Genomic DNA, 21,731 nt, shown 5'->3' on the forward strand with positions numbered 1-21,731 from the left:
CGAACCGCCGCAGCCGCCGTCGCCAAGGCGCAGGCCAATCTCGACAAGGCCAGGGAGCAGCTCGGCTATGCGCAGCTTCGGGCAGAATTCGATGGCGTTGTGACGGCGACCTCGGCCGAGGTCGGCCAGGTGGTGTCGGCCGGCCAAACGGTCGTGACCATCGCCCGGCCGGACAAGCGTGACGCTGTGGTCGACGTGCCCCAGGCCGCCGCCCAGAAACTGAAAATCGGCGCGCCCTTCGAAGTGACGCTGCAGCTCGCCCCGACGATCCGCACGTCGGGCGTCGTGCGAGAGATCGCCCCGGAGGCGGAGACCGCTACCCGCACGAGCAGAACCAAGATCGCGCTCGCTGATCCGCCCGAGGCCTTCAGACTCGGCTCGGTCGTCACCGCTTCTGCAACCATCGCTGCAGATCCTGAGATCGTGCTGCCTTCCTCGGCAATCCTTGCCGGCAGCGACGGCCCGAGCGTCTGGATCGTCGATGCTCCCGCCAGGAAGGTATCGCTCCGCCGCGTGAAGATCGACGGCGATGTCGAAGACGGCGGCACCGTTCGCGTCACAGAAGGGCTCGTCCCCGGAGAAAGGGTAGTCGTGGCAGGCGTGCATAAACTTGAAGATGGCCAGGCCATCAGGATCGACCAGGAGATCAACCAGTGAAGTCCTTCAATCTTTCCGACTGGGCGCTCGAACACCGTTCGCTCGTCTGGTACTTCATGATCGTCTTCATTCTCGCAGGCGCCTTCTCCTACGTGAAACTCGGCCGCGAGGAAGATCCGAACTTCACGATCAAGACGATGGTGATCACCGCGCAGTGGCCCGGCGCCTCCGCCGATGAGGTGACGCGGCAGGTGACCGACAGAATCGAGAAAAAGCTCCAGGAACTGGAATCGCTCGACTACACGAAGAGCGAGACCGTTGCCGGCCAGACGACCGTCTTCGTCGAGCTGCTGCCGACCACCAAGGCAAAGGATGTCGCGCCGACCTGGCTGCGCATCCGCAACATGATCGCCGACATCAAGGGCGATTTTCCCACGGGGGTCGTCGGTCCTTTCTTCAACGATCGCTTCGGCGACGTCTTCGGAAACATCTACGCCTTCACCAGCGATGGGCTTACCCAGCGCCAGCTTCGCGATCTCGTGGAAGATGCCCGTTCCAAGGTTCTGACCGTGCCCAACGTTGGCAAGGTCGATGTGGTCGGCGCTCAGGACGAGGCGATCTATCTCGAATTCTCCACACGCCAGATCGCAGCGCTCGGGATCGACCAGCAGTCGGTCATCCAGACCCTGCAGGCGCAGAATGCCGTCACTCAATCCGGCTTCGTTGACGCCGGGCCGGAGCGCATCGCATTGCGGGTCAGCGGACAATTCACCTCCGAGGACAGCCTGAGATCGATCAATCTCCGAATAAACGACCGCTTCTTTCCGCTGAGTGACGTCGCCACGATCAAACGCGGCTACGTGGATCCGCCCTCGTCGCTGTTTCGCTTCGACGGCCAACCGGCGATCGGGCTTGCCATCGGCATGAAGCAGGGCGCCAATCTTCTGGAGTTCGGCGAGGGGCTCGACGCGCAGATGAAGCGTGTCGTCGCTGACCTTCCGATCGGCGTGGACGTTCACCGCGTTTCCGATCAGCCGGCCGTTGTCGACGAAGCGGTGTCCGGATTTACCCGCGCGCTGTTCGAAGCGATCGTCATCGTCCTGATCATCAGCTTCATCAGCCTTGGTCTTCGCGCCGGCATGGTGGTGGCGATCTCCATTCCTCTCGTCCTGGCGATCACCTTCGTGGTGATGGAATATTCCGGCATTTCGCTTCAGCGCATTTCGCTCGGCGCGCTCATCATCGCGCTCGGGTTGCTTGTCGACGACGCCATGATCGCCGTTGAGATGATGGTGGCCCGCCTGGAGGCGGGCGACGATCTCAGGAAAGCCGCCACCCACGTCTATACATCGACCGCCTTCCCGATGCTGACCGGAACGCTCGTCACCGTTGCCGGCTTCATTCCGGTTGGTCTCAACAACAGTGCTGCCGGTGAATTCACCTTCACGCTTTTCGTGGTCATCGCGGTTTCGCTGATCGTTTCCTGGGTCGTGGCGGTGCTGTTCACGCCGCTTCTCGGCGTTACAATCCTGCCGAAGACGATGAAATCGCATCACGAGAAGAAGGGCCGCTTCGCTTCCATCTTCTCCTGGCTTCTGGGGCTGGCGATGCGCTGGCGCTGGGTCACCATCATCCTCACGGTCGGCGTCTTCGGGCTTTCCATTGGCGGCATGGGGCTGGTGCAGCAGCAGTTTTTCCCGAACTCGGACAGGACCGAGCTCGTCATCGACTGGAACCTCCCCCACAACAGCTCGATTGCCGAAACCAACAGGCAGATGGCCAGGTTCGAAAAGGAGATGCTGGCCGACAACAAGGATATCGATCATTGGACGACCTATGTCGGCCAGGGTGCGCCACGCTTCATCTTGTCCTTTGACGTGCAGACGCCCGACGTGTCGTTCGGACAGACGATCATCGTCACCAAAGGGCTGGACGTGCGCGACAAGGTGCGGGCGGAACTGCAGGACTATCTGACGAAAACCTTCCCCGGCACCGACGCCTTCGTCAAGCTTCTCGACATCGGTCCGCCCGTGGGCAAGCCGGTCCAGTACCGGGTCACCGGCCCCGATATTCAAAAGGTCCGCGATCTCTCGCAGCAGTTTGCCGGCGTCATGGGATCACACCCGCTTCTGGCAAACCTGGTCCTGGACTGGAACGAGCCGTCCCGCGTGGTGAAGGTCGATGTCCTGCAGGACAAGGCGCGCCAGCTCGGCGTATCCTCCGAAGACATCGCCACCGCCCTCAACGGCATCGTCGAAGGCTCGACAGCCACCCAGGTTCGAGACGACATCTACCTGGTCAACGTCATCGGCCGCGCCAGGGCATCCGAGCGCGACTCCATCCAGACGCTTGAGAATCTGCAGCTCTCCACCTCCAACGGCAAGGTCGTGCCTCTCTCCGCCGTGGCGAATTTCCGCTACGAGCTCGAGCAGCCGACGATCTGGCGTCGCGACAGGCAACCCACCATAACGGTCAAGGCAGCCGTCGTCGGTCCGACGCAACCGGCCACGATCGTCGACCAGCTCAAGCCCAAGGTGGAAGAGTTCCAGAAAAACCTTCCGGTGGGATACAAGGTGGAAGTGGGCGGCGCGGTCGAATCCAGCGCCGAGGCTCAGGGGCCGATCGCAGCGGTTGCTCCGCTGATGCTGTTTGCGATGGCGACGATCCTGATGATCCAGCTGCAAAGCTTCAGCCGCCTCTTCCTGGTGTTCGCCGTCGCGCCGACGGCGCTGATCGGCGTGGTCGCGGCGCTCTTGCTGAGCAACGCTCCTATGGGCTTCGTCGCGATCCTCGGCGTGCTGGCGCTCATCGGCATCCTGATCCGCAACTCCGTCATTCTGGTCGTCCAGATCGAGCATCTGCGCAGTGAAGGAATGGCGCCCTGGCAGGCCGTCATCGAGGCCACTGAACACCGCATGCGGCCGATCATGCTGACGGCCGCGGCAGCCACGCTGGCGCTGATCCCGATCTCGCGCGAGATCTTCTGGGGCCCGATGGCCTACGCCATGATGGGCGGCATCGTCGTCGGAACGGCGCTCACCCTGCTGTTCCTGCCTGCGCTCTACGTCGCGTGGTTCAGGATCCGGCGGGATGAAGGCGTCGTCCAGGCCGATGCCGTGGCAGAGGCGTGAGCACGGGCTTCGACGTCCATCGCATGCGGCCGTCGCGGCGGCCGCTGCAGGTCCTGGCTTCCAAGGAGAGAACTCGATGACGGCCCAGCGGTTGAATGAGTTTCCGTTGGGGGCCAAGACGATGCTGGTCGCGATCGGCCTGGCGATGCTTGCCGGTTGCGCCACACGACCGTCGCCTGATGTGTTGAACCCGGTCCATATGCCAGTTCAACTCAATGCATCGCTTCAATCCGATGAAGCCGCCTCGAGCCGTGTAAACGTGCTCGCTGCGACAAACAGGAACCCCGATACCGCGCGCGGCGGGTTCGGGAGCGCCTGGGCTGACAATCTCAGCTACGAGCAATATGCGTTTTCGGTCCCTCCCAACCGGAAGGACACCGCGATCACATATCCGACCTCGAGGCCGGATCCCGAACGCCAATTTGTCGTCATCCAGCGCAAGCAGCTTCCAAGGGACGCATTCGTAGAGGAGGCGCTCCGCTCCACGCAGTCCGATGGCACCGTCGGCATCTTCGTCCATGGCTACAATTATAGTTATCAAGAGGCGTTGTTTCGCACCGCGCAGATCGCCGCGGACGCCAATATTCCGGGCTCTCCGATTCTGTTTTCCTGGCCATCGGCCGCCGCCGTCGCCGGCTATGTCGCCGACCGCGATGCGGCGCTGTCCTCGCGCAGCGACCTCGACTCGCTTGTCACCTCGCTCTCGGCTTCAGGAAAGGTGAAACGCATCATCCTTTTCGGACATAGCATGGGAGGATTCCTGGTCATGGAGACCGTGCGCCAGCTCAAACTGCAGCATCGTGACGACGTCATCGATAAACTGGCGGTGATCCTGGCCGCCCCTGACATTGACATCGATGTTTTCCGGTCCCAGCTGAAGGATATCGGGCGGATGCCGATCCCGATATCTCTTCTCGTTTCGAAGGACGACCGGGCGCTGGTGGCCTCGAGCTTCATAGCGGGAGAGCGGGCGCGCGTCGGACGTCTCGACATCGACGATCCCGTCATCAGGGAGGCTGCCTTGAAGGAAAGGCTTCGGGTCATCGACATTACGTCGATCCACGCGTCCGACGGGCTGGGGCACGACCGCTACGCATCGCTTGCCAAGTTCGGCGCGCAGCTTGCCTCCTTCGAAAGCGGGAGACGGTCGAGCGCCGGCGACGTTGGCGCCTATGTCTTCGATGCCGCCGGCGCCGCAGTCGCAAGTCCGTTTCGGCTGGCCGGACGTGTTGTCGGCTCGCAATGATGAGAACTGGTGTCTCAGGCAGGCGCACATGGCTAATCCTGAGGCATCGTCAAGAGATGTGTACAATGTGACTATTAAATTGTCAGCTGCACAAATGAAGAGCAGACTTCCGCCTGTGGTCGATTTGGCCTCAAGGATAGGGGAGGGCATTCATGAGCGTACGAAATCCGTCTCCCTCGTTATACAACGAGGATCTTGCACCCGCCGAGGAGCGTAAATGGGGTGCATTCAGCATCTTTAACGTCTGGACGTCAGACGTCCACAGCCTTTGGGGTTACTATCTGGCGGCGAGCCTGTTCCTGCTGTGCGGCAGCTTCGTCAATTTCGTCATCGCCATCGGCATCGGATCTCTGGTCATCTTCGTTCTGATGAGCCTGGTCGGCAATGCCGGCGTGCGCACCGGCGTACCCTTTCCGGTCCTGGCGCGCGCCTCCTTCGGCACGTTTGGGGCGAATGTTCCGGCACTGGTCCGGGCGGTGGTCGCCTGCTTCTGGTATGGGGCGCAGACCGCCGCCGCATCCGGCGCCATCGTTGCCTTGCTGATCCGCAACGACAACCTGCTCGCCTTTCACCAGAACAGCCACTTCCTCGGCCACTCGACCCTCGAGGTCATCTGCTACGTCATCGTCTGGGCGCTGCAGCTACTGATCATTCAGCGCGGGATGGAAACGGTTCGCAAGTTCCAGGATTGGGCCGGTCCGGCCGTCTGGATCATGATGCTGGTGCTCGCAGTCTATCTGGTCGCCAAATCAGGCACCTTCTCCTTCGGGTCCGAAATCCCGCGCGACGTGCTGATCGAAAAGACCAAGGATGCGGGCGTGCCGGGTGAGCCTGGTTCGATTGCAGCGCTTGCCGCCGTGGCCGCCACATGGATCACCTATTTCGCGGCTCTCTACCTGAATTTCTGCGATTTCTCGCGCTACGCAACGAATGAAAAGGCTCTCAGGAAAGGCAACCTCTGGGGGCTTCCGATCAACCTTCTGGCGTTCTGCCTCGTCGCAGGTGTTACGACCACCGCCGCCTTTACGGTCTACGGAGAGGTGCTGCTGCATCCGGAACAAATATCGGCGAAATTCGACAGCTGGTTCCTGGCACTGCTGGCCGCGCTGACATTCGCGATCGCAACGCTCGGCATCAACGTCGTGGCGAACTTCGTGTCGCCGGCCTTCGATTTCGCCAATGTCTTCCCGCGCCAGATCAACTTTAAACGCGGGGGATATATCGCCGCCCTTATCGCTCTCGTGCTTTACCCGTTTGCTCCCTGGGAGACGGGTGCGGCGCATTTCGTCAATTTCATCGGATCGACGATGGGGCCGATCTTCGGCATCATGATGGTGGATTACTATCTTATCCGGAGAAGCCAGCTGAACGTCGAAGCGCTCTACCATGAGAATGGCGAGTTCCGGTTCCAGAGCGGATGGCACGGCAATGCCTTCATCGCATTTGCGGTTGGCGTGCTCTTCTCCTCGATCCTGCCGACCTTCACCACCATCCTGCCGGACTGGTGGGGAACCTACGGCTGGTTCTTCGGCGTCGCTATCGGCGGGGCGATCTATTTCGTGTTGAGAATGGGCGCGCGGCGCAATCCGGCCTTCGCGTCATGACCGAAAAAAAAGCGCCCGGCAATTGCCGGGCGCCTTTTCATATCTGGTTTTCTGCTGTCGCCTGTTTCAACGGCGAGCGGCAACCGCATGCACGGCTGAACGAGCAGCGGGCTGCGCCATCGTTCTCGCCGTCGAGCGAAGGGCCGAGGAATGGCTAGTGGCCACATCGTCGAGCTTGAACTGGGCGATGAGCTCGCGAAGCTTCTGGGCTTCCTGGGCGAGCGAATCGGATGCCGCCGTCGACTGCTGCACCATGGTTGCGTTCTGTTGCGTGGTCTGGTCCATCCGGTTGACCGCGACGTTGACTTCGCTGAGTCCGATGGACTGCTCCTTCGCTGAGGTGGCGATCGAATCCATATGGTGATTGATCTGGGTAATGAAGCCGCCGATGGTCTTCAAGGCCTGGCCGGTATCGCGCACCAGCTTGACCCCGCCTTCCACCTCCTTCGAGGAGTTCTGGATCAGGCCCTTGATTTCCTTGGCTGCACTTGCCGAGCGCTGGGCGAGTTCGCGCACTTCCTGGGCGACGACGGCGAAGCCCTTGCCGGCCTCGCCGGCTCTCGCCGCTTCCACGCCGGCATTGAGGGCGAGAAGGTTGGTCTGGAATGCAATTTCGTCGATGACGCTGATGATGTTGGAAATCTGCTGCGACGACGTCTCGATACGTTCCATCGCCTCTTCGGCGTGGGAAACGACTTCCGCGGAGACCCCGGCACTGCGATTTGCCTCCGTGGCCACCGTGCGCGTCTCCTCGGTTCGCTTGCTGGAGTTCGACACGTTGGCCGTGATTTCCTCCAGTGCGGCCGCCGTCTCTTCGAGCGAGGCAGCCTGCTGCTCCGTGCGTTTTGCAAGATCGCTCGCCCCGGAAGAAATTTCCCGCGTGCCTTCGTCGATCGTACCGATGCTGTCGGAAATTGCTCTCAGCGTCGCGCCGAGTTGGGTGACGGACTGGTTGAAGTCATGGCGAAGCGCCTCGAAGTCGGGCGCGAAGGTCTCGTTGATCTGGAAGGCGAGGTCACCTGCGGCCAGCCGCTTCAAACCGGCGGCGAGACCCGAGGTAGCGATGCGCAGCCGTTCCGAGGCGTCGGCTTCCGCCTGTTGCTGAGCGGCAATGCGATCGGCCTCCGCCTTGTTGCGGTTTTCCTGGGCTTCGATTGCCATCCGCTTGTTGGTGATCGCGGCCTGGCGGAAGATCTCCACCGCTCCCGCCATCGATCCGATTTCGTCGGCGCGGTCGGCGAACGGAATCTCTGAACCGGTGTCTCCCTCGGCCAGCCGCCGCATCGAGGCGGTTATGCCGGTAATCGGATTGGCGATGCCCGTCAGAACGAAGACGACGGCGCCGAGAACGAGCAATCCCGCAAAGCCGATCGCGGCAAACAGCTCGAATTCTATCGAGGCGAAGGTCTCCTTGCTGAGTTCGGCCGCCTTGTTGCTGCCGCTGACGTTCAGTTCCACCAGGGCCGCAGTTGCTTCTTTGAGCTTATCCGAATGCGAGCGCATCTCTCCACCCAGATATTGCCCGGCTTCCTCGGTCTTGTTGGCCCGGGAGAGGACGAGCAGTTGCGAGCTGCTGGCGATGTAGCCACCAACGCTTTCCTTGATCGTCTTGATCAGTTCGCGCTCGTGGTCGGATGAAGCCAGCGGGAGATAGGCGTCCACCGCTTTGCCAACTGTATCCTCGGCGACTTTAATGGCCTCTTCGCGCGTCTTCTTTTCTGCATCCGACTGCGCGATGATGTGATCACGATAGGCGAGGCGCAAATTCGTCATGGCGAGATTGATCGCTTGCGACGCCTGCACGCTCGGCAGCCAGTTGGTCGCAATTTCTTCGGTGGAGCCGTTCGTATTTCGAAGACCGTCGACCGCGAGATAAGCGACAAGCCCGAAAAGAAGAGCTATACCGCTGAAAATCAACAGCAAACTCGATTTTATGTTTGGACGACGCATTGAAAGCCCCCATCGAACATCCGGTTTCATATCGGATTGGCCAAGGACTTTTTTATCCAAAAAAATTTAACGATTTGTTCCATATGTAAAAACGCCGTTTACCAGTTTTCCGGAAAACTGCTGCCGCCTTCGCGCTCCGGCTCCCGCTAAAGCAGCAAAATGCCTATCGATGCTGCGGCACGGATGACAGGAGCCAGAGATGATGAAGCGCATATTTTCCGCCCTTCTTGCATTGATTCTTCCGGTGCAGGCAGCCGTTTCGCAACCCGCTGACGAGGCGGGGGCACGCAAAGCCCGGTCTATCGCCCAGCTTCAGTCGGAAGGCGTGCCGACCATCGATCATCTGCCGACCATCGAGCCCGAGAGCGAGAGCACACGCCGAAATACAAAGGCTGTCGTTCAGCGCACGATTGCGCTTGCGATCGTTGCCGTGAAAGGCGAGACCGGCGACCACGAAACGGGTCAGGCTCTCATCCGGCAGTTCGACGCCGCAAGTTTTTTCACCCCGAAAGAACGGGTCTTCATGGACGATCCCGATCCCTCGGATCAGGACCGGACCAACTTCGCCTGGCGCTACGAGGGCGTGCACGTCATGTTATGGGCGCTCGGGATCACATCCGATCTTGAACGCCCCGACCATATTTGCGACGTGCCATTCATTGCCAACACACTTCGCGAACTGGGAACCGACGGCCTGATGCGTCGTGCCAAGCTGCGTCCGCAGAAAGAACTGCTCGACGCTGCCGATCTCATTTACCGCTACGATTGGGCCGCAGTGAACGCGCGGCTGAAGGGAGAGGAGCCACCTGCCGGATTGGACAAGGGCGTGGTTTACGAACGGCATTATGCCCTCAACTGGCTGACAGGCTACATGGATCAGGATTGGGACGATATTTCCACGGACACATGACGCCGCCCGGCGCCCGGCCACGACGAAGGCGCCTGGTCAGACCACGCATCGACGCGGATGATGCATGTTTTACGAAATAGCATTATGATCGGCTGAGCGCCTGACTGGCGGAGGGGCTGGCCGCGGAATTTGTGATCCGCGCGGAATGGAGGACGGCAGGATTTGGAACGGCTAAAGGACCTGGACAGTATTTCCACGCAATCAGGTGGCGGTTCCACATCGCCTCCGTATGAACGGCCCGGCGTCGTGGCTGCTGCCGTTTACCAGCATGGGCAACGCATTCGCGACATCAGGATAGAAGAGGCCGGCGAATGGCGAAGCAGGGAGAATGCCATCGTCTGGATCGGCCTGCACGAGCCGGATGAAGTGCTGCTGCACCAGGTCCAGGCCGAGTTCAATCTCCATCCGCTGGCGATCGAGGATGCAGCGCAGCCCCACCAGCGCCCGAAGCTGGAGATTTATGGGGACGCGATGTTCATCGTCGCCCGGACCGCCCACATGAAGGATGACGAAATCATCTTCGGCGAAACGCATTTGTTCGTCGGTCGCGGTTATGTCGTCTCCGTTCGCCACGGGGACTCGTCCTCGTATCTCGCGGTGCGGCAGCGATGCGAGGCCACGCCGACAGCGCTTGCCCACGGCGAGAATTATATTCTCTATTCCATCCTCGATTTCATCGTCGACAATTATATGCCGGTGATCGAGGTCGTGCAGGAGGAGGTCGAGAAGCTCGAGGATCTGGTGCTGCGCGAACAGCTGGCAAAGTCTGACATCGAGCGCCTTTACCTGTTGCGGCGCAAGCTGCTGCGGCTCCGCAATGCCGTGGTGCCGCTGGTAGACGTCTGTCGGCGATACGAGCACATCGATCTTCCCGGCATGGATCCGACGCTCCAGTCGCTGTTTCGCGATGTGACGGATCACGTGCGCCGGGTTCAGGAAGATATCGATGCGCTACGCGAGGTTCTCGCCTTTGCCTTCGAGGCCAGCGTGATGATTGGCCAGACGGAGCAGACGGCGATCGCCCGCCAGCTCGCCGCATGGGCGGCGATCCTGGCCGTTCCCACCGCGATCGCCGGTATCTACGGGATGAATTTCAGCGATATGCCCGAACTGAAATTCCAATATGGCTATTTCGTCGTGCTTGGTGTTATCGCCTTCTTGTGCCTGTTTCTCTTCAGTTTCTTCCGTCGGAGGAAGTGGCTCTAGATATGAAGCCTGGCGAAGGCGTCAGCACAGAGCTTCGAGCAGTCGATCCCGATGGCTTCTGATATAGTCGATATCGCTTAGATAGAGCCGGGCATCTCCTGTGGCGACGTCCTCCGCGAATGTCGCCTCTCCAGCCGAGGCGTTCGCCAGCATGAAATCGACCAGCGCCTGAAGCCGCCTGCAGATCATCTCTGGGAGCTGGAGCCGTTCGTCCACCGTCGCCCCATATGCCTCACAGAAGAGTTCCGCTCGCCGCAGCTGTTCGTCGAGGTTGAATGCCACATGTGGGTTGGCGGGATCGGATAGGGGCGCCCAGCGGTAAACCGAGTAGGCCAAATCCCAAAGGCGCGACGCGGGATGGGCGGCGTCGAAATCGATGATGCCGACAGCCGCCTGACCTGCCGTGGCGACATTGTAGGGCGCATAATCTCCGTGGCATACGATCTCGCGCGGCTCCTGTGGCGGCAACATCCATGTCTGGACCTCGCGATCCGATTCCAGAAATCCTTGAGATGCCGAATGAAAGTCGCGCAGAAGCCTGGCTGCGGAAAGCAGCATGGGCTCCGATCCGACAAATTGGTCGCTCAAATCTTCGCAGACGCGCCCGGCGACATAACTGATGACCTCCTGGTTCCCCGTTATTTCAATGGGATCCGGCGCTCCCGAAAAGCCTCTGCTCCTCAGATGGCGCAAAAACCGGTGCACCGTCGGCGTCCACGCGCCGGAAGGCCTGATCACGGTATCGCCATCACGCCAGATCTGCCCGGTTCGACCGCCCTCCAACAGTTTCATTTTCCGGTCTCTTCGATATGGGCCTGAACCGTCGCGCCAAGGTTTGTCTCATGGCAGTTCCGGTAGAACGCCACCACGTCGGAAGGCATTCCGTCGGGGATGGGGACGAAGTCTTCAAGCCGCAGGCCGATCGAGCTGCCGAGTTGTGGATCGGCTAGCTGGCTCGCGCTCAAACTGCCGATACGATCGGCCAGGGCTTGGAAATAGGCGAGGTTCGCATCCACCATCGAAGGGGAGTACGTCCGGCCGTGCGCAGGGATGATCAGCTTTGCATCCAGGTCACGTATTCGCTCGAGCGAGGAACGGATAAGGCGGAGATCATCAGCACTTTTGCTCCAGACTTCGGGAACGGGATGCTCCACCGCGTCGACGGCCAGGCAGATGCGAAGTTCGGGAATCCATACGGCGATATGATCGGGCGTGTGACCCGGCGTATGAATGAGTTCCAGCGTCAGATCGCCGCCATTGAGGGTCATCGAGCCGGAGAACGTAATGTCGGGACCGATGAGGTCGACGTTCCGAAACCTCGAATCCTGGCTTGCCTTGTCCCTCAGGACCTCGCGTGCGGAAGGGTCACGTAAACGGTCGAGCGCTGCGGCATGCGCGATAATCGGAGCGCGCCCCGCAACGGCGGCATTCCCCCAGAAATGATCCCAATCCATGTGCGAATTGATGACGATCATCGGGCGAGCTTTCGTCTGTTCCTCGAGCAGGCCCAGCGCCATCAGGCAGAGTTCGGGCGTTCCGAGCGTATCGATCAGGACATTGAACCTCTCGGTCTGGACGAACACGGCATCAACTTCGTCCCCCGCCCTGACGATCACGATTCGATCATCGAGTTCGGGATATGAACACAATTCCATCGATGGATTCACGTCTGGTCGCCTTTATTGCAAATCGCAGTGATTCATTCGGATACATCAAGTCCCGTTCGAGCGCCTGCTGAACGGTGCGGGGCGGCGGGGCTTCCCGTCAGACTTGGCTTGCGCTCTACCGGAACATGGACATCCCAACGTCTCATCACGCTGTTCGGCACCGCGACCGTGCATATCACCATCACGCTCAGTTTCGAGCGGCCAAGGCTCTTCGGCGTCCACTGTGTTTCGAGCGGCACCGCACAGCGGGGAACCAGCGTCTTCAGGTTGGGCTCCAGCACGTCCCATTGCTGATGCCCCTTGGCGTTCTCGTGCGAAATGAAGCGCCTGGCCTCCTCGCGGATTTCGAACAGGCCATGCGTGTGCTCGGTGGAGCGATCGGTTTCGATGCTCCAGGAGGCTAGGCACAGCGCGCAGGCCGACAGGGCGGCGGTGAGGAGTGTCGATCGAAGCAGTGCGCCGTCAGCGGCCAAATTGGTCATCCTCCCGGGGAGGGGAAGACTACCGAAATGCGGTACGCCTTCAAGGGTTCTCGTCAGAAACAAGCGTCTTTGATGCTCGAATTTAACGCGTCCGATCGATCCCGCTTCAATGCGGCCCACGATGTCCAGCGCATCGCGAATTGGCAGTTTCGGTGGAACAACCGCCGCCAACAGAAGTTTGCCTGTAAAGCAACTCGAGCGGCGGCCGATGTTATCCTCTCCAAAACAGGGTGTGTTGAGCACCCCACCCCGTATTTATTATGTCAATCCACTCCTTCTTCAGGGTATCGATGCGTGGCGCGAGGTTTTCGACCATGCAGCGGATACGGGTTTCGACCGTGTGCTGACGGCGCCTCTTTTCGACCGGGGCGGGGAGCGCAGCGTCTTTGCCTCCCGGGACCTAGACCGCCTGGATCCTCAACTGTCGCTCGGAAGCGCGGTCGAGGAGGGGGTGGGACGCTTGGTGGAGGCCGCCCGCAAGAGCGGCGTCGCCTTGATGATGGACCTGATGCTCGACGGTAAGGCCCGGGATCCCAAGGCGGGCTTTCACCCTGTCGATCCGAGGCGCTCGCCATTGGACCCGGCGGAACCGATGACTGCGATGGGGGCGGAGTCTCTATCCCGGCTGTTGGAAGAATGGACCGAACGGCTGCGAGGACTGACTGGTCTCGGCCTCTCCGGCTACCGGGCGCTCGGGATCGATCGCATTGCGCCGGCGGTTTTCAAATCACTGATTTCGGCGGTGCGCGAGAAGGCGGACGTGCAATTCCTCGCCTGGACGCCCGGCACTGATTTTGGCGCCAGGGCCGCGGTCAAGGATATAGGCTTCGACGGATGTTTTTCATCGATGGCTTGGTGGGATTTCGATGAGAGATGGTTCATCGAAGAACACCGCGTCCAGAAGGAGCTTGGTTGGCAGATCGCTTTTCCGGAACCACCCTTCACCAGGCGGATCGCCCACGGAACCGAGAGCCGCGAAATCCTCGAACGGCGCGCCATAAGGGCTCTGCGCCTGGCTTCCTCACTCGGCGGCGGCCTGATGATTCCGATGGGTTTCGAATATAGCGCAGTTACGCCGCTCGATCCGACCCATGGGAATGGAGCCGGCTTGCGGGGGATGCGCCATGACCTTGCCTTCGATATCTCCTCCGAAATTCGCCTTGCGAACACCGAGATCGGCAAGAAACCCCATGCGCCGACCTCATCGCTTCGGCTCATCCGCAACGCCAACGGACCGGTCTCAGCGCTGCTGCAGGCTGAGGTGGAAGACCTTCGTAGCACTGAGAATGTGCGGTTCATCCTGCTCAACAGGGACCTTCGGAACAGTGCGCCCGCTCCGGTGAGCGCACTGCGCGAAGCGGCCTCCGGTTTTCTTCCCGCCGCAGCCGACGGCACGGCTCTGCGGCTGCGGGCAGGGGAGACCCTGGTGGTCGAAGGCAAGGCGCCGGCACCGATCACATCCCGGCCGATCCTCGACGTCGCGCAGGCGATAGTATCACCGCGGCTCGCCATCGAAAACATCACGCCGCAAGTCGATGGCGGGCGCTTTCCCGTCAAGCGGGTGGTCGGCGACATCGTCACCGTCGAGGCGGATATATTCGCCGACGGCCACGACCCGATCGCCGCGGTCCTGCTCTGGCGGCCGCTCGATGCGGCGGACTGGAACGAGACGGAAATGCAATTGGTCGAAAACGACCGCTGGCACGCCGAATTTCTGCTGGAACGCATCGGACGCTATGAATTTGCCGTCGAGGCATGGAAGAACCCGTTTGCGATTTTCCGCTACGAACTGACGAAGAAGAACGATGCCAGGCTGGATCTGAAGCTCGAACTGCAGGAGGGGTTGAACCTCGTCCGCTCGGCCGAGATGCATGCCGGCCCAACGCTCAATGCCGAATTGAAGGCCCTCGGCGACAATCTCGAAAGGGCGTCGGATGCCGAGCGCACGGCGATCCTGCTCGATGCCGGAACATCCGAATTGATGAACAAGGCCGACAGGCGGCCGTTTCGGCTTCGCTCGACGGCAAGCGCCGTCGATGCCGAACGCAAGGAGGCTGCCTTTGCCAGCTGGTACCAGATCTTCCCGCGCTCGCAGAGCGGCGATCCGGACCGACACGGCACCTTCGACGACGTCATCCCGCGACTGCCCGCCATCCGCGACATGGGTTTCGACGTGCTCTATTTCCCGCCGATTCATCCGATCGGTTCGACCAACCGGAAAGGCCGCAACAACAGCCTGAAAGCCGGGCCGGGCGACCCCGGAAGCCCCTATGCCATCGGCTCCGAGGATGGCGGCCATGACGCCATCCATCCTGAGCTCGGCGAGTTCGAGGATTTCCGCCGGTTGGTCGAGGCGGCAGGGCGGCATGGCCTGGAGATCGCTCTCGACCTTGCGATCCAGGCGTCGCCGGATCACCCCTGGTTGAAGGAGCATCCCGGCTGGTTCGACTGGCGTCCCGACGGCACGATCAAATATGCCGAAAACCCGCCGAAGAAATACGAGGACATCGTCAACGTCGATTTCTACACGAAAGATGCCCTGCCTTCGCTTTGGGTGGAGCTCAGGGATGTCGTGCAGCTTTGGGTGGACCAGGGCGTCAAGCTGTTTCGCGTCGACAATCCGCACACAAAGCCCTTTCCGTTCTGGGAATGGCTGATCGGCGATATCAGGGCCCGTCATCCCGACGTCGTCTTCCTGTCGGAAGCCTTCACCAAGCCGAAGGTGATGTATCAGCTGGCAAAGATCGGCTTCTCCCAGTCCTACACCTACTTCACCTGGCGCAATGCCAAGTGGGAGCTCGAGCAATATATGCGGGAGCTGACCGAGACGGCGCCGAAAGAGTTCTTCCGCCCGCATTTCTTCGTCAACACCCATGATATCAATCCGGATTTCCTGCAGAACGCACCGCGCCCGGCCTTCCTGATCCGCGCTGCACTTGCCGCCACTCTTTCGGGATTGTGGGGCGTCTATAACGGTTTCGAACTTTGCGAGGGGCGACCGGACGCCAAGCGCAAGGAATATGCCGACAGCGAAAAGTACGAAATCCGCGCCTGGGACTACGACCGGCCGGGCAATATCATTGCCGAAATCAGGACGCTCAACCGCATCCGGACCGAAAACACCGCGCTGCATTCGCATCTCGGCCTGACGCTGCTGAATGCGCGAAATGACAATATCTTGTTCTTCGAGAAGGCAAGCCGCGCCCGCGACAACGTCCTGCTGATCGCCATCAGCCTCGACCCCCATAATTTCCAGCAAAGCGACGTCGAGCTGCCGCTCTGGCACTGGTCGCTCGGAGACGACGGCACGCTGGATGCCGAAGATCTGATCGGCGGGCATCGTTTCAAGTGGACTGGCAAATGGCAGAGCATCGGGCTCAATCCTGAGATCCTGCCCTATGCGATCTGGCGCATTCGCTCAAGGGAGGCATGAATGGACACGATGAATGCAGATAGCGCGCCGCAGCCGCTCTGGTACAAGGATGCGATCATCTACCAGCTGCACATCAAGTCGTTCTACGATGGCAATGGCGACGGGGTCGGCGACTTCGCCGGCCTGCACCAGAAGCTCGATCATATCGCAGCGCTCGGCGTCAATGCCATCTGGCTCCTGCCTTTCTTTCCCTCTCCGCGCCGCGACGACGGCTACGACATCGCCGACTATGGCAATGTCAGCCCCGATTACGGGACGATGGAGGATTTCCGAGCCTTCGTCGACGCCGCCCACCAGCGCAATATTCGCGTCATCATCGAACTCGTCATCAACCACACCTCCGACCAGCATCCCTGGTTCCAGCGCGCCCGCCAGGCGCCGGCGGGATCGCCGGAGCGCGACTTTTACGTCTGGTCGGATACCGATCAGAAATTTCCGGAAACGCGCATCATTTTCATCGATACGGAAAAATCCAACTGGACATGGGACGCGGTGGCCGGCGCCTATTACTGGCACCGCTTCTATTCCCATCAACCCGACCTGAATTTCGACAGCCCTCTTGTCATGGAGGAGTTGCTGAGGGTTATGCGCTTCTGGCTGGAAACCGGCATCGACGGGTTTCGTCTCGATGCGATCCCCTACCTCGTCGAGCGCGAGGGGACGATCAACGAAAACCTGCCGGAAACCCACGGGATCCTCAAACGCATACGCGCCGCGCTCGATGCCACTCATCCCGGCGTGATGCTGCTTGCCGAGGCCAATCAATGGCCGGAGGACACGCGCGAATATTTCGGAGAGGGCGACGAATGCCACATGGCCTTCCACTTCCCGCTAATGCCGCGCATGTATATGGCGATCGCCAAGGAGGATCGGTTTCCGATCACCGACATCCTGCGCCAGACGCCGGAGATTCCAGACAACTGCCAATGGGCGATCTTCCTTCGCAACCACGACGAGCTGACGCTCGAAATGGTGACCGACGCCGAGCGGGATTATCTCTGGGAGACCTATGCATCCGACAAACGTGCCCGCATCAATCTCGGCATCAGACGGCGCCTGGCGCCATTGATGGAGCGCGACCGCCGGCGGATCGAGCTGATGAACGCGCTTCTTCTCTCGATGCCGGGAACGCCGGTGATCTATTACGGTGACGAGATTGGCATGGGCGACAATATCTATCTCGGCGACCGGGATGGAGTGAGGACGCCGATGCAATGGTCTCCGGACCGCAATGGCGGTTTCTCCAGGGCAGATCCGGCGCGTCTCGTCCTGCCGCCCGTCGCCGACCCGCTCTACGGTTTCGAGGCCGTCAACGTCGAGGCGCAGAGTACGGACGCGCATTCGCTGCTCAACTGGACGCGCAGAATGTTGGCGTTGCGCGGCAGGCATCCCGCCTTCGGGCGTGGCACGCTGCGGTTCCTTTCACCGGAAAATCGCAAGATCCTTGCCTATCTCAGGGAGTATGAAGGCGAGGTTCTGCTCTGTGTTGCAAGTCTCTCGCGGCTGCCCCAGGCCGTCGAACTCGACTTGTCGAGCTTCGAGGGGCGCGTGCCCATTGAACTGACCGGGATGTCGCCGTTTCCGCCGATCGGCCAGTTGACCTATCTGCTGACCTTGCCGCCCTACGGTTTCTTCTGGTTCCAGCTGACGGCTGATGCCGACCCGCCGGCGTGGCGCACCGCACCGCCGGAACAGCTTCCCGATCTGTTGACGATGGTCATCCGGCGTAGCCTGCTCGACCTCGTGGATGAACCGGGTCATGCGCGCATTCTGAGCGGCGAAATCCTGCCCGCCTATCTCTCTAAGCGGCGATGGTTCGGGGCAAAGGACCAGGCGGTTCAGGCCGCTCGACTGATCTCCGCGACACCAATCCCATTCGCCGACGGCGTCGTCCTCGGCGAATTGGAGGTCGAGCTGCCGAACCACAGCGAATCCTACCAACTGCCGCTCACGGTCGCCTGGGACGATGCGCATCCTTCCGCGCTTGCCCAGCAGCTTGCGCTTGGGAGGATTCGCCAAGGTAGACGCGTCGGTTTCCTCACAGACGGATTTGCCGTGGAGGCAATGGCGCGCGGCATTCTGCACGGACTTCGCGACCGCTCGCGCACCACCGGCCGGACCGGCACGCTCGAATTCATTGGGACAGAACGGCTCGACAGTCTCGATATTTCAGACGAGCTGCCGGTGCATTGGCTATCGGCTGAACAATCCAACAGCTCGCTGCTCGTCGGCGATGTAGCGATGATCAAACTGATCAGGCACATCTTCCCGGGCATCCATCCGGAAGTCGAGATGACGCGCTATCTCACCCGCGCCGGCTATGACCACACGGCGCCCCTGCTCGGAGAGGTCGCGCATACCGATTCCAGCGGACGCCGTTCCACCTTGATCATCGTCCAGGGCGCGATCCGCAATCAGGGCGACGCCTGGAACTGGATGCTGAACAATCTGCGCCGCGGGGCCGACGAACTCGTGCTGAACGATCCGGCGGTCCAACCAGACGATGACGTCTTCCGGTCGCTGATCAGTTTCGTCGCGATGGTCGGTCTCAGGCTCGGCGAATTGCATGTCGTGCTCGCTGCGAAGACCGGGGACGAGGCCTTCAGCCCGGTGGTATCAGGCGACAGCGAAGTCGAGGCGATGAGGAAGGCCGTTGCCGGGGAGCTCGCCTATGCGATGTCGAAGCTCGAGGAACGCGACGAGAATGCCGACCCCGCAATCGACCTGCTCGCAAGGCCGCTTCTCGAGCGTCGTTCCGAACTCGCAGAGCTCGCCGGGACGCTGGCGGAGAGCGCCCGCAATACGCTGATGACACGCACGCATGGCGACTTCCATCTTGGCCAGATCCTCGTCAGCGAGGGTGATGCCGTCATCATCGACTTCGAGGGCGAGCCTGCGAAAAACCTAGCCGAGCGCCGCGCCAAGACGAACCCGCTGCGCGATGTCGCCGGGCTTTTGAGATCGCTGAGCTACCTCGTGGCCACCGCCCAGCTCGACAACGACGCGGTCATCGAACACGACAACGAGGTCCGCCGCGAGGCGATCGCCCGCTTCGGGCGCCATGCCGAGGAGGCCTTTCTCGATGCTTATTCGCAGGCGGTTTCCGTATCGAAGGAGCTTGACATGCCACCCCACCAAAGACGCCGGGTTCTCGATGCCTTTCTACTCGAAAAGGCCGCCTACGAGATCGCCTATGAAGCCCGCAACAGGCCGAAATGGCTTCCGATCCCGCTATCCGGCCTTACCGAAATCGTAGCGCGTCTGACGGGAGTCAAGGCATGAATGTTGAGCGCTCGGAACTTCTGGCGGGCATCGGACAGGATGCGCTATGGGCCCTGATCGAGGGGCGCCATGGCGATCCCTTTTCGATCCTAGGTCCCCACCAAAGCGGCGGCATGACGATCGTGCGGGTGTATCTGCCCGGTGCGGAAGCGGTCGATCTCATCGATGCGACGAGCGGCCGGGTGGTGGCGCCGTTCAGCATCGCCCCCTCGTCCGGCCTGTTTGCGGCGGTGGCGGCCTCGAGGACGGGATACCGGCTGCGGATCACATGGCCGGATGCAGTTCAAATCACCGAGGACCCCTACAGTTTCGGTCTGCTGCTCGGAGAGCTCGACCTCCATCTGATATCGGAGGGCACCCACTACAGTCTGAGCCGGACGCTCGGCGCAGTTGATATGGCGATCGACGGGATATCGGGCGTTCGTTTCGCCGTCTGGGCCCCGAATGCGCGCCGCGTCTCGGTTGTCGGCGACTTCAACGCCTGGGACGGGCGGCGCAATCCGATGCGGCTGAGACCGTCGGCGGGCGTCTGGGAGCTGTTCGTTCCGCGCCTCGCCCCCGGTGAAAGATATAAGTTCGAGATCATCGATGCTGAGGGGACCTGCTTGCCGCAGAAGGCCGATCCGGTCGCGAGGGCGAGCGAGGCGGCTCCGTCCACCGCCTCCATCGTCGCATCGTCGACGCCGTTTCGATGGACCGATGACGGCTGGATGAAGGGCCGGTCCCGCCAAGACAGGCTGGAGGGCGCGTTCTCGGTCTATGAGGTGCACGCCGGCTCCTGGCTTCGCGATCTAAAGGACGGCAACAGGTCGCTCGACTGGGTTGAACTCAGCCAGCGGCTGGTTCCCTATGTCAGCGACATGGGCTTTACCCATATCGAGCTGCTGCCGATCATGGAGCATCCGTTCGGCGGGTCCTGGGGTTATCAGCCGCTCGGGCTATTCGCGCCCACCGGCCGATACGGGACGCCTGAAGATTTCGCCTATTTCATCGACCGATGCCATGGCGCCGGGCTCGGTGTCATCCTCGATTGGGTGCCTGCTCATTTTCCCACAGACGTCTGGGGGCTTGCCCGCTTTGACGGCAGCGCGCTCTACGAGCACGAAGATCCGCGCGAAGGCTTTCACCGCGACTGGAACACGCTGATCTACAATCTTGGCCGCAACGAGGTGAAAGGGTTCCTGATCGCCAGCGCGCTGGAATGGCTCGAGCGCTACCATATCGACGGTTTGCGGGTCGACGCCGTTGCCTCGATGCTTTACCGCGACTACAGCCGCAACGAGGGCGAATGGATCCCCAACCAATATGGCGGCCGCGAGAATCTGGAAGCGGTCGAATTCTTCAAGCACCTGAACAGCATCATTCACGAGCGCTGCCCGCACGCGATGACGATCGCCGAGGAATCGACTGCCTGGCCCGGCGTGACGAAGCCGCCGGAGCAGGGAGGGCTGGGGTTCGACATCAAATGGAACATGGGCTGGATGCATGACAGCCTGAGCTACATCGAGAAGGATCCGATTTACCGGAGCTACGCCCATGGCACGATGACCTTCGGCATGATCTATGCCTATTCCGAACACTTCATTCTGCCGATTTCACATGACGAGGTCGTCTACGGAAAGGGCTCGCTGCTGACGAAGATGCCGGGCGACGAATGGCAAAAATTCGCCAATCTGCGCAGCTATCTGGGCTTCATGTGGGGTCATCCTGGCAAGAAGCTCTTGTTCATGGGGAGCGAAGTCGCACAGCCGGGCGAGTGGAACCATGATGGATCGGTGACCTGGGATGTGCTGGACCGGCCCCAGCATGTGGGGATTCAGCGGCTGGTGAAGGATCTGAACGGCCTCTACGGCGACGAGCCGGCATTGCAATTCGGCGACTTTCATCCCGAGGGCTTCGAATGGGCGGCAGCCGACGACGCCGTCAATTCCGTGCTCGGGATGCTCCGTTATGCACCCGATCGTGCTTCGTCGATCCTGGTCATGTCGAATTTCACGCCGGTGCCGCGTTACGGCTACAGGGTCGGCGTGCCCAGCGACGGTGTGTGGATCGAGCGGATGACGACGGATGCGCGGGAATATGGCGGCTCGGGCCTTGTCAATGGCGCGGTGTCGACCGAACCGGTGCCCGCCCACGGCAGGCCCGTCTCTCTGTCGCTGACGCTGCCGCCGCTGTCGACGGTTTTTCTGCAGGGTCCCACGCCCTGACGGCACAACCGTAGAA

Annotated in this window: 13 protein-coding genes; 9 read left to right on the forward strand and 4 right to left on the reverse strand. The window is 61.1% G+C overall.

Annotated features, from left to right (window positions below):
* The 4 genes from MOV76_RS26730 to MOV76_RS26745 form a co-directional block, all read left to right on the forward strand.
* Positions 1 to 657: efflux RND transporter periplasmic adaptor subunit (locus MOV76_RS26730; protein ID WP_247265647.1), on the forward strand; the 657-nt coding region annotated here is incomplete at its 5' end.
* Positions 654 to 3,728, forward strand: a complete 3,075-nt coding sequence (locus MOV76_RS26735; RefSeq protein ID WP_247265648.1) for an efflux RND transporter permease subunit — start codon at positions 654 to 656, stop codon at positions 3,726 to 3,728. The genes MOV76_RS26730 and MOV76_RS26735, both read left to right, overlap by 4 nt.
* Before the next feature lie 76 nt (positions 3,729 to 3,804).
* Positions 3,805 to 4,974, forward strand: a complete 1,170-nt coding sequence (locus MOV76_RS26740; RefSeq protein ID WP_247265649.1) for an alpha/beta hydrolase — start codon at positions 3,805 to 3,807, stop codon at positions 4,972 to 4,974.
* 152 nt (positions 4,975 to 5,126) lie between these two features.
* Positions 5,127 to 6,578, forward strand: coding sequence for an NCS1 family nucleobase:cation symporter-1 (locus MOV76_RS26745; RefSeq protein WP_247265650.1), 1,452 nt, complete (start codon positions 5,127 to 5,129; stop codon positions 6,576 to 6,578).
* Positions 6,579 to 6,644: 66 nt separating this feature from the next.
* Here the strand turns inward: MOV76_RS26745 and MOV76_RS26750 are convergent, their stop codons facing one another.
* Positions 6,645 to 8,528, reverse strand: coding sequence for a methyl-accepting chemotaxis protein (locus MOV76_RS26750; protein WP_247265651.1), 1,884 nt, complete (start codon positions 8,526 to 8,528; stop codon positions 6,645 to 6,647).
* 199 nt (positions 8,529 to 8,727) lie between these two features.
* Here MOV76_RS26750 and MOV76_RS26755 point away from each other — a divergent pair, with 199 nt between their 5' ends.
* Complete coding sequence (locus MOV76_RS26755) at positions 8,728 to 9,438, forward strand: DUF4272 domain-containing protein (protein ID WP_247265652.1); 711 nt, start codon at positions 8,728 to 8,730, stop codon at positions 9,436 to 9,438.
* 162 nt (positions 9,439 to 9,600) lie between these two features.
* Positions 9,601 to 10,644, forward strand: a complete 1,044-nt coding sequence (locus MOV76_RS26760) for a magnesium and cobalt transport protein CorA (RefSeq protein ID WP_130653599.1) — start codon at positions 9,601 to 9,603, stop codon at positions 10,642 to 10,644.
* A gap of 21 nt (positions 10,645 to 10,665) precedes the next feature.
* Here the strand turns inward: MOV76_RS26760 and MOV76_RS26765 are convergent, their stop codons facing one another.
* From MOV76_RS26765 to MOV76_RS26775, 3 genes are read right to left on the reverse strand one after another with little or no spacing between them, the layout of a single operon-like run.
* Positions 10,666 to 11,436 carry a phosphotransferase enzyme family protein gene (locus tag MOV76_RS26765; protein WP_112907194.1) on the reverse strand — a complete coding sequence of 257 codons (771 nt, stop codon included), beginning with the start codon at positions 11,434 to 11,436 and terminating at the stop codon, positions 10,666 to 10,668.
* Entirely contained in the window at positions 11,433 to 12,311 is an 879-nt protein-coding gene (locus MOV76_RS26770; RefSeq protein WP_247265653.1) for an MBL fold metallo-hydrolase, read from the reverse strand. The genes MOV76_RS26765 and MOV76_RS26770 overlap by 4 nt, the downstream gene beginning before the upstream one ends.
* Positions 12,312 to 12,343: 32 nt before the next feature.
* A complete protein-coding gene (locus MOV76_RS26775; RefSeq protein ID WP_309506519.1) occupies positions 12,344 to 12,766 on the reverse strand; it encodes a hypothetical protein in 423 nt (140 codons plus the stop codon).
* A gap of 235 nt (positions 12,767 to 13,001) precedes the next feature.
* Between MOV76_RS26775 and MOV76_RS26780 the strand changes: the two genes are divergently transcribed.
* Genes MOV76_RS26780 through glgB form a run of 3 tightly spaced genes read left to right on the forward strand, consistent with a single transcriptional unit; the run spans position 13,002 to position 21,715 of the window.
* Positions 13,002 to 16,226, forward strand: coding sequence for an alpha-1,4-glucan--maltose-1-phosphate maltosyltransferase (locus MOV76_RS26780; RefSeq protein WP_247265655.1), 3,225 nt, complete (start codon positions 13,002 to 13,004; stop codon positions 16,224 to 16,226).
* Positions 16,227 to 19,508, forward strand: a complete 3,282-nt coding sequence (gene treS, locus MOV76_RS26785; RefSeq protein ID WP_247265656.1) for a maltose alpha-D-glucosyltransferase — start codon at positions 16,227 to 16,229, stop codon at positions 19,506 to 19,508. It abuts the gene before it with no gap.
* The gene (gene glgB / locus MOV76_RS26790) at positions 19,505 to 21,715 is read left to right on the forward strand and encodes a 1,4-alpha-glucan branching protein GlgB (RefSeq protein ID WP_247265657.1); all 2,211 of its coding nucleotides are present in this window, start codon (positions 19,505 to 19,507) and stop codon (positions 21,713 to 21,715) included. The genes treS and glgB overlap by 4 nt, the downstream gene beginning before the upstream one ends.
* The last annotated feature ends 16 nt before the right edge of the window (positions 21,716 to 21,731 follow it).

Source organism: Rhizobium sp. PRIMUS64 (assembly GCF_023006465.1).
GTDB classification, from domain to species: Bacteria; Pseudomonadota; Alphaproteobacteria; order Rhizobiales; family Rhizobiaceae; genus Rhizobium; species Rhizobium leguminosarum.